11 protein-coding genes are annotated in these 7,871 nt (G+C 35.0%); 6 read left to right on the forward strand and 5 right to left on the reverse strand.

The window, feature by feature from the left end:
- Positions 1 to 53 precede the first annotated feature (53 nt).
- The 3 genes from B4237_RS00945 to B4237_RS00955 form a co-directional block, all read right to left on the reverse strand.
- On the reverse strand, positions 54 to 422 hold the full coding sequence (locus B4237_RS00945; protein WP_278595489.1) for a hypothetical protein: 369 nt from the start codon (positions 420 to 422) through the stop codon (positions 54 to 56).
- Between the two features lie 231 nt (positions 423 to 653).
- Positions 654 to 1,895 (reverse strand): outer membrane protein transport protein, encoded by a 1,242-nt coding sequence (locus tag B4237_RS00950; protein WP_278595488.1) that lies wholly within the window; start codon positions 1,893 to 1,895, stop codon positions 654 to 656.
- 260 nt (positions 1,896 to 2,155) lie between these two features.
- Positions 2,156 to 2,596, reverse strand: a complete 441-nt coding sequence (locus B4237_RS00955; RefSeq protein ID WP_004878423.1) for a universal stress protein — start codon at positions 2,594 to 2,596, stop codon at positions 2,156 to 2,158.
- A 253-nt stretch (positions 2,597 to 2,849) separates the two neighbouring features.
- Between B4237_RS00955 and B4237_RS00960 the strand changes: the two genes are divergently transcribed.
- Both B4237_RS00960 and B4237_RS00965 read left to right on the forward strand, forming a co-directional pair.
- Positions 2,850 to 3,140 carry a hypothetical protein gene (locus tag B4237_RS00960; RefSeq protein ID WP_019383991.1) on the forward strand — a complete coding sequence of 97 codons (291 nt, stop codon included), beginning with the start codon at positions 2,850 to 2,852 and terminating at the stop codon, positions 3,138 to 3,140.
- A gap of 108 nt (positions 3,141 to 3,248) precedes the next feature.
- Positions 3,249 to 3,740 carry a DUF2505 family protein gene (locus tag B4237_RS00965; protein ID WP_004878425.1) on the forward strand — a complete coding sequence of 164 codons (492 nt, stop codon included), beginning with the start codon at positions 3,249 to 3,251 and terminating at the stop codon, positions 3,738 to 3,740.
- 43 nt (positions 3,741 to 3,783) lie between these two features.
- Here the strand turns inward: B4237_RS00965 and B4237_RS00970 are convergent, their stop codons facing one another.
- Positions 3,784 to 3,987 carry an amino acid transport protein gene (locus B4237_RS00970; RefSeq protein ID WP_080602480.1) on the reverse strand — a complete coding sequence of 68 codons (204 nt, stop codon included), beginning with the start codon at positions 3,985 to 3,987 and terminating at the stop codon, positions 3,784 to 3,786.
- 132 nt (positions 3,988 to 4,119) lie between these two features.
- Here B4237_RS00970 and def point away from each other — a divergent pair, with 132 nt between their 5' ends.
- The 4 genes from def (at position 4,120) to B4237_RS00990 (ending at position 7,487) form a co-directional block, all read left to right on the forward strand.
- The gene (gene def / locus B4237_RS00975) at positions 4,120 to 4,605 is read left to right on the forward strand and encodes a peptide deformylase (RefSeq protein WP_278595487.1); all 486 of its coding nucleotides are present in this window, start codon (positions 4,120 to 4,122) and stop codon (positions 4,603 to 4,605) included.
- Positions 4,606 to 4,617: 12 nt separating this feature from the next.
- Positions 4,618 to 4,986, forward strand: a complete 369-nt coding sequence (locus B4237_RS00980) for an endonuclease domain-containing protein (protein WP_278595486.1) — start codon at positions 4,618 to 4,620, stop codon at positions 4,984 to 4,986.
- Between the two features lie 180 nt (positions 4,987 to 5,166).
- Positions 5,167 to 6,090: an AAA family ATPase gene (locus B4237_RS00985; protein WP_278595485.1), complete on the forward strand. Its 924-nt coding sequence runs from the start codon at positions 5,167 to 5,169 to the stop codon at positions 6,088 to 6,090.
- Positions 6,091 to 6,176: 86 nt separating this feature from the next.
- Positions 6,177 to 7,487 (forward strand): AAA family ATPase, encoded by a 1,311-nt coding sequence (locus tag B4237_RS00990; protein WP_278595484.1) that lies wholly within the window; start codon positions 6,177 to 6,179, stop codon positions 7,485 to 7,487.
- A gap of 99 nt (positions 7,488 to 7,586) precedes the next feature.
- On the opposite strand, the gene B4237_RS00995 is transcribed toward B4237_RS00990, so the two are convergent.
- Positions 7,587 to 7,871 (reverse strand): vitamin B12 dependent-methionine synthase activation domain-containing protein (locus tag B4237_RS00995; RefSeq protein ID WP_286940832.1); only part of this gene is annotated, 285 nt, incomplete at its 5' end.

Consider the following 7,871-nt stretch of genomic DNA (forward strand, 5'->3'; position numbering starts at 1 on the left):
GGGCTTGTTAAGTAGAAATGAGAGCGTTTCTATCTTCAATGAAAATATAAATTTTAAAATAAATCGTTTAAGTGGCAGCTTTTGGCTTCCGTTATATTTTGAATTGAATCAACTAAAATCACATTTGTATCTGCTTCTTGCTTATATGCACCATGCACTTCTGCATAAACAGGTTGTTTTAGTTTTTCTGCTTTTGACAAATAATTTTCGACTGCTTTCGTTTCAGCCCAATCTGCATCTTTTAATGTATATTTATTTTCAGCAAGATCGCAGCGAGTCAAAATTGCTTTTTTATCTTTAACACTTAAAGTACCAATAAACATATCCATTATTTCTTTTGGCTCTGTACTGTCTGCAAAAGCGATAACAGGTTGAAGCAACCCATATGTAAGCATAGAAATTAAAATATAAGTTTTTTTCATTGAGTTTTCCGAATTGGTGAGTAGCAATATAAAGAAATATGCGGATATTGTATTGAAAGAATTTATTCAATGAGACAGGGTTATTTTATATAAACTCAGTAAATTAAGAACAGTTTTTAAACTTTTTAATGGTGTTATTTTTTGTTTAAATCATAAAAATATCTAGTCGGTCAAAAGATCGTTAAAAAGATGAAGTCCAACTAGATATTTATATGCTCAACATTTAAAAACTTAGAATTTATAGCCGATTTTCATGCCATAGGCGATCGCTGAGTTATCTTTAAAATCTGCTTGCTCTGCAATCGGTTTGATTCCTGCTACAGGAATATAATACGTGCCGTCTTCAGCTACCACATCGCCTAGCCAGAAGTATTTAAGCCCACCTGCAATAAAGTAGTTTTCAGCAGGGTTAAATTGTATGCCTAAACCAAGCCCCCAAGAACCTTTGGTTGGATTTAAGGTGGATGCAGGATTACCTGTGCCTGAGTCCCAACTCACCTCAGTGGATGCACTCCATTTTTCAGTAAATTGATGACCGACTCCTAGCGTCGCTGCCCATTGATCTTTTTGATAACTATCTAAATCAAAACCACCTGTATAAGAACCTTCACTGATTAAACCAGTGAGATATTCGGTGACTGCTCCAAATTGTGTGGGGCGGATATGAAAATCTTTCCAATTGACCCAACGTAGATTCGCATAAGCGAGCGTGTCTTTATAAACACCTGTTTGAAAATCAATATTGACTGATTGTGGAGTCGTGATTGTGGTTTTACTTGGTGTGGTTACTTCTAATGGTTCACCGAACATGGTTTCTGTGACTTGCATGTCATGATCTATTTTTGAGCGATACGTCACAGCTGCTTTTAACGCAATATCTGGAATTTGATAGCTTAAACCTGCAAGCCAACCTACTGCATGATTTTGCTTAAATTTTGCATCGTAGCCATTAAATGCTTCGCTGTAAGAATTACCACGTAAAGCGACATCACCTTTAACGGATTGATAAACTGCGCCGCCGTAAAGTTGAAAATTGGTAAATGGGCTTAATCCGAAGATCATGCTAATACTTTCAGTATCAACATTTACCGATGTTCCTTGCTGAGTATATTCATTATCTGAGAAGGTATTATTGGACTGCATTGGGTAGCGAATATCCGCACCAAATGGTTGGTCATAGAGTAGACCAAAACTAATTTTTTCAGTGAGCTGGAGTTTTAAAGCTGCACTGTAATAATGAAAACTATTGCCCATATTGCCAGAGTTCAGGTTTTGAGGATCATTCACTAGTTCAGGACGATTGCGGATCGTTCCTGAAATATCTGGATCAACCGCTGTAGCATTCACCTCAACATAATTGCCATTCTCCAGAAAGGGCAGAATGGTTTGTCCTGATTGATCCAGTGCTGCTGCATGGTTCAATGTCGAGATACACATTCCAAATATACCAAGCACTATAGGGTTGAGTTTCATAGGCATCATCCTTGTTAAACCGTGTTTTATTGTTGAGATTCTATTTTTTATAAACGGTCATTTTTTCCATCTATAGCAGCATGACTCCATTTACTATTTTGATAGAAAGTCTATGTCCATAGCGTAGTGAAGCATCTTTTGAAATGATGGAGTAGGGTTGTAATTCATCAAAATAGGGGGGGAGATCGGTCAAATAAAAACGATAGACAAGAAAAAAGCCTTGTAATGACGTACAAGGCTTTCAGATTTTTTTAAGAAATTTATTGCTTAACAATCAACACTGGAATATGTGATTCTGTGAGAACTGCACGCGCAACACTACCCAGCAATAGGCGTTTTACACCAGTACGACCATGAGAACCCATGACGATCAAATCAGCACCTACTTCATCCGCAACGAAAATGATGCCTTCGCTAGCAGAGCCATGATAAATTTTGGTTGCAACCTCGATTCCATCTCGTACAAATGACTGAGCAATATCTTGCAGTTGTGTCTTGGCATGTGATTCAGCTTGCATGAAATAATCAGTCACAGCGGGTGCAACTTGATAAAAATCGACACCTACAAATGGATCAACTGCAACCACACTGAGAATCGTAACTTTTGCCCCTGACAATTTAGCCAAAGAAAGTGCATGTTCAACTGCTGCATAAGAAATTGGAGAGTCATCGACAGGCACTAAAATATTTTGATAAGACATGTTTGCTCCTTATAGTTTATCGTTGTAAAGAAAGATAAAAGTTATAAATAAGTTGATAGCATATTGAGCAGGTTCAAGCAAATTGGACCTTGATCAAAAGCATCTGATAAAACTGAAATTAATATGGAATTGTTGGAAATTCCTCAGCAAAATAGGGGTATAAGAAAATCACTGTATTTTTGTAATTTAGTTAAAAATTTACTTTAGCTGCAATGCTGAAATTAAACCATTATTTTTGATCATAGGAATATCAGTGCTACTCAGTTTAGAAGCGTTTAAACAGCAAAAATTTGATCAAGTTGCTGCCAAAATTATGGCAGATCCAGAACTCTATTTGGATTTTGAGTCCGTGTCAGATTTTTATAAAGCAGCTTGGTTAGATGAATTTCCTCAAGGAACAACTTGGTCAGCAACAGGTTTGGATGATGGTGCTGAGCAGTTTTATGCGGTGATTGAATATGGGGATCATTATTTATATATCAGTCGCGCCGAACGGGTGACGGTAAAATTAGGTCGCCGACATCATTACAATAAAAATAACTAATCCGCGCAGTCATCCATTTTTAACTGATCAGATTTTGAGTTTTTAATGAGAGTGCTATACTTTTGCGCAATGATGAGATCCTAAATAAAACGAAATGGAAATTTAAAGATGGCACATCAATTTACGGTTAATGAAACAATTCATGGTGTTTCGATTGAAGACTTTTCAAGATTAGTCGCTGAAACATCATTGCATGAAGCAGTATGTAAACGCATTCCGGGTGAAAATTTAGAAATTATTGAATCTAATGTAAATGGTGATATTTATACGCTACGCCGTGAATATAACCTTGATGTCAATATTCCTGAGGTTGCTAAAAAACTATTAAAAAATGCATTTCGCTTAAAGCGTTCTGACATTACACATTTAAAGAATTTAACTTCGACAGTGGAGTTAGGTGCAAACTTGCCTTTAGATGCCAAAGCTGAGCGCAAAGTGACAGGCAATAGCCAGCAAGTTGATATCACATTGACATGGACTGTAAAAGTTAAAGTTCCGTTGATTGGCGGTATGCTTGAGAAACATGCAGAAGGCGAAATTCGTAAATTTAGCCAGCTTGAAATTGAAATCGTTGAGGATGAATTAAAGAAACATCTTTAATTTAACCTAAATCTAAAACTCCCTATTTGGGGAGTTTTTTGTTTTAAAAGCGCAGAAAATAGGGAAGGATCGATAGAACAATACCAATTACGCTGATGATCATGGTGTTATCAATAAAATAGGTAAATAGCATGAGAACCAACCCACAGACAAGGGGTACCGCCATCTTTTGTTTTTTGCCATACAGAAAATAGCCGAAGCCTATCGAGCTAAAGATGACCCCTAGAAAAAGTTGTGTTGCATTCATTGTTTTATGCCGTGAATTGATTTTTTATTATGTAAATAATATGACAAGATTCTTAAATGAAAATTATAGAAGCGTGAATAAATATCGAATACGATGTGTATGAGTATTGATCAAAAATAATAAGGTCGTGGGATGAGTGTAATTTTACCTGTAGCGCAACGCGGTGAAGAGATTTTAAAAATTAAAGCGGCAACGGTTGCTCATGGGGAGTTTAATAGCGAATGGCTATTGCAACTGGCTTCTGCGATGCATGCCACTATGCTTGAACGTAATGGTGTAGGGATTGCTGCGCCGCAAGTGTATATCTCTAAGCGTGTGATTATCGTTGCTTCTCGTGCTAATCCACGCTATCCAGATGCCCCTGAAATGGATCCAGTGGTGATGGTGAATCCTGAGATTTTAGAATTTTCTCAAGAGACCTGTTTTGGTGAAGAGGGGTGTTTGAGTGTACCGAATGAGCGTGGAGAGGTGGAAAGAGCACAAGCAGTCAAAGTACGTTATCACACCCTACAAGGTGAAGTAGTTGAAACGAACTTTGAGGGTTTTCCTGCACGAATTGTTCAGCATGAAGTGGATCATTTAGATGGTGTGTTGTTTGTGGATAGATTGAGTGCTTAGAAAATAAAAACAATGAAATCTTATAATAAAAACTTAAAACTTCCATCGCGTGATTTACGCAGTAATATGACTGATGCAGAACAACTGCTTTGGCAAAGATTACGCCGTAAACAGATTTTAGGGTTACAGTTTTATCGACAAAAGCCAATTCTAAATTTCATCGTAGATTTTTATTGTTCCGCAGCGAATTTAGTCATTGAATGTGATGGTGGGCAACATTACACCGAAGTTGGGTTAGAGGCTGATCAAAATCGAGATTATGCTTTGAGTGAATTAGGGCTGCTCACTCTAAGATTTAGTAATCATCAGATTTTGACTGAAATAGATGCAGTTTTAGATCAGATTTATTGGATTGTGAAACAGAGATTGGAATCCCCCTAAATCCCCCTTTGATAAAGGGGGACTTGTCACGAATTTGATGATAGTTTTCGGATTCTTGGTACTCCCTCCTTTTTAAAGGAGGGTTGGGGAGGATTAAAATGTATAGACTAATTGTATTTTATTCGGTCTAATTTATGTGAGTTTGACTTTAGATAAATAATTAAAATTTGAGAGGATAATGTGTTTACTAAAATTATTAAATTAGAGAATGTAAAACAATGGCAACATACTGGCAGTAAAGGTGGTTCAGAAAATGATTTTGGTAAGTTAAATTTAATTTACGGAAGGAACGGAGCTGGAAAATCGACACTAACAAAAATTTTAGACTTAATTAATAAAAGAGATATTGCTAGCATCAAGCAATTAGCCCCGTTGGAGAAAGAAGCAGAACCAATATTCAGTTTTTTTATTGAAGGCAAAAATATTACTTTAACATCAATTGATCAAGCCCCTGAATTTCACATTTTTAACCAAAATTTTATTGATGAAAATTTATATTCTTCAAAAGGGGTGGAAAGCTCACAGTTAGTCAACTATTATGATTTTTGTTTAGGAAAAGTATCAGTCGATAAACAAAAGCAAATTGATTTTTATAAAGATGAAATAGCGAATTTAACGTCTTTAATGCAACCATTGGAATCTAAGTTAAGGGCGCAGTTTAGTAATAAAACAATAGATCAGATAAGAAAAATAAAATTTAAAGAAAGCACTGAAATTGAAATTGAAAATCTAACGAAAACATTGCATGACCAAAAGTCCGTTAATTTGTACAGACAGAGGAAAAAATTGACGGCATTAAGCTTGGTTATACCAACTTTTGACATAAGTATTTTTGAAACTACGTTGGAGAAAATCTCAAAAGAAGCACAAGAAAAAGTAAATCAACATATGAAAGAACATTTTGCAAAAGATGATGAACATTGGATAAAAGATGGTTTAGAGCTAGTAACAGAAGCAAATTTTTGCCCATTTTGTGCACAAAGTTTAAATGGCTCCCCAATTTTTAGTTTTTACAGTGAGTTTATAACGGATTCTTATAAGCAGGCTTGTGATGATTTTGAATTAAAAAATACTCAAACTTCGAATCAAGAGCTTATGAAATAGGTATACTTCTTGATGAGTTAGTTGAAATAATTGCTTCAAATTTTGATTTGATTCAAACATGGTCAGATCGAATTGAAAAATTAGATTTGACCATCGAATTAAAAGATTTGAAAAATGCATATAAACTTTTCTTTCATGAGGTCAGGAATTTAATAACGAAGAAAGAAAAAGACATTTTAGCATCGATTAATTTTAATAAATTTGATGAGCTTTTAAAATCAGTCTACGAAAATGTTAATTTTACTGATTATAACGATAAAGTTTTATTATTTAATCAAAGAATTGATGAGTACTTAGAAACATTGTCAAAAGATCAAAGTCAAATAATTATTCAACAAATTTCAGAATTAAAATTAATACAATTGCGGTTTTCGAAAGAAGTTACTTCTGATCTTGAAAGTTTTAGTAATTACAAAATTGAAAAAGATGCAAAGACAAAATCTATGACTGAATTACGAGATTTAATTCTAGAGGAACAACAAATTCTTATTGAGAAGCATAAAGACGGAATCAACGAATTATTAAAGAGATTTAATTCAATGATTAGGCTTAGTTCTTTCGAGAAAGATAATAAAGGGCATAGAGGTGCTAGTCGTATATCTTACGGTATTACATTTTTGGACAAAGAATTATCAATTTTGAATCATAATGAGATAATTTTCGATAGAGTTTTAAGTTCTGGAGATAAATCAGCCTTAGCCCTAGCTTTTTTCCTATCTAAGTTTAAGGCTAAAAACTTCGAACCATCAATCATATTTTTTGATGATCCAATGAGTTCATTAGATGAGCATAGAAGAAAGGCTACGATTCAAGAAATTCAGTATTTGGTGGAAAGAGAGTTTCAAGCATTTGTTTTAAGTCATGATCCATTTTTTCTTTCAGATATAAGCAAATTAAGTGCTATTTCTAAATGGGCGAAGTGTTATGAAGTTGAAACTAAATTAATAGACTTTGATCCTTTAGATCCAAATAGCAACAAAGTCTGTAATAGTAAATTGATTGTACGTCAAAATTTTAATTCTTATGTTTTACATTCTTATTATCAGGAATATTACAAGCTTTGGGATTTTGTTTATGCAGGAAAAGAGGAACAAAAAACTGAAATAGCAAGATCTTTACGGCCAATTCTTGAAGCATATTTGAGATTTCTATTTCCAAAGACTTTTACTGAGGATCTCTGGTTGGGAAATATGATTACAATGATCAGAGAAGAAAAAGATGTAAAAAGTCCTTTATTTGATAAAAATCAAAGGTTGGCTGAAATTCAGTCAATCAATGAGTTTTCGAAAACTTATCATCACGCTGATGGCTTTGATACTTGTATTCAAGGTATAGATTTTTCGACTTTACATGGTTATGCAAAAGATACCTTAAGGTTTATAACAGGAATTAATTGACAATCCCTCCCAACCTCCCTTTAAAAAGGGAGGAGCTGTCACGTAATTCATTTATTTACATGACATCCCCCTCTTTATTAAAGGGGGAACGAGGGGGATTTAAACAATCGAATCATCTAAATTCGGAGCTAACCAACGCTTTGCTTCATCCAATGTCCAGCCTTTACGTTTTGCATAATCCTCAAGCTGATCTTGAGAAATCTTACCCACGTTAAAGTATTCACTTTCAGGATGCGAATAATAGAAACCACTGACAGAAGAAGGAGGGATCATCGCAAAGTGTTCAGTTAGCTTCGTGCCAATCTTCGCTTCAGAATCTAACCAGTCAAACAACACCGCTTTTTCAGAATGCTCTGGACAAGCAGGGTAGCCTGGCGCAGGACG

The organism is Acinetobacter sp. UBA6526, from assembly GCF_002434875.1.
Classification (GTDB): domain Bacteria; phylum Pseudomonadota; class Gammaproteobacteria; order Pseudomonadales; family Moraxellaceae; genus Acinetobacter; species Acinetobacter venetianus.

Coding starts and splice junctions, on each gene's coding strand:
- B4237_RS00945 (WP_278595489.1), bottom strand. CDS start 422: ATGAAAAAAACTTATATTTTAATTTCTATGCTTACATATGGGTTGCTT.
- def (WP_278595487.1), top strand. CDS start 4,120: ATGAGTGTAATTTTACCTGTAGCGCAACGCGGTGAAGAGATTTTAAAA.
- B4237_RS00980 (WP_278595486.1), top strand. CDS start 4,618: ATGAAATCTTATAATAAAAACTTAAAACTTCCATCGCGTGATTTACGC.
- B4237_RS00955 (WP_004878423.1), bottom strand. CDS start 2,596: ATGTCTTATCAAAATATTTTAGTGCCTGTCGATGACTCTCCAATTTCT.
- B4237_RS00965 (WP_004878425.1), top strand. CDS start 3,249: ATGGCACATCAATTTACGGTTAATGAAACAATTCATGGTGTTTCGATT.
- B4237_RS00950 (WP_278595488.1), bottom strand. CDS start 1,895: ATGAAACTCAACCCTATAGTGCTTGGTATATTTGGAATGTGTATCTCG.
- B4237_RS00970 (WP_080602480.1), bottom strand. CDS start 3,987: ATGAATGCAACACAACTTTTTCTAGGGGTCATCTTTAGCTCGATAGGC.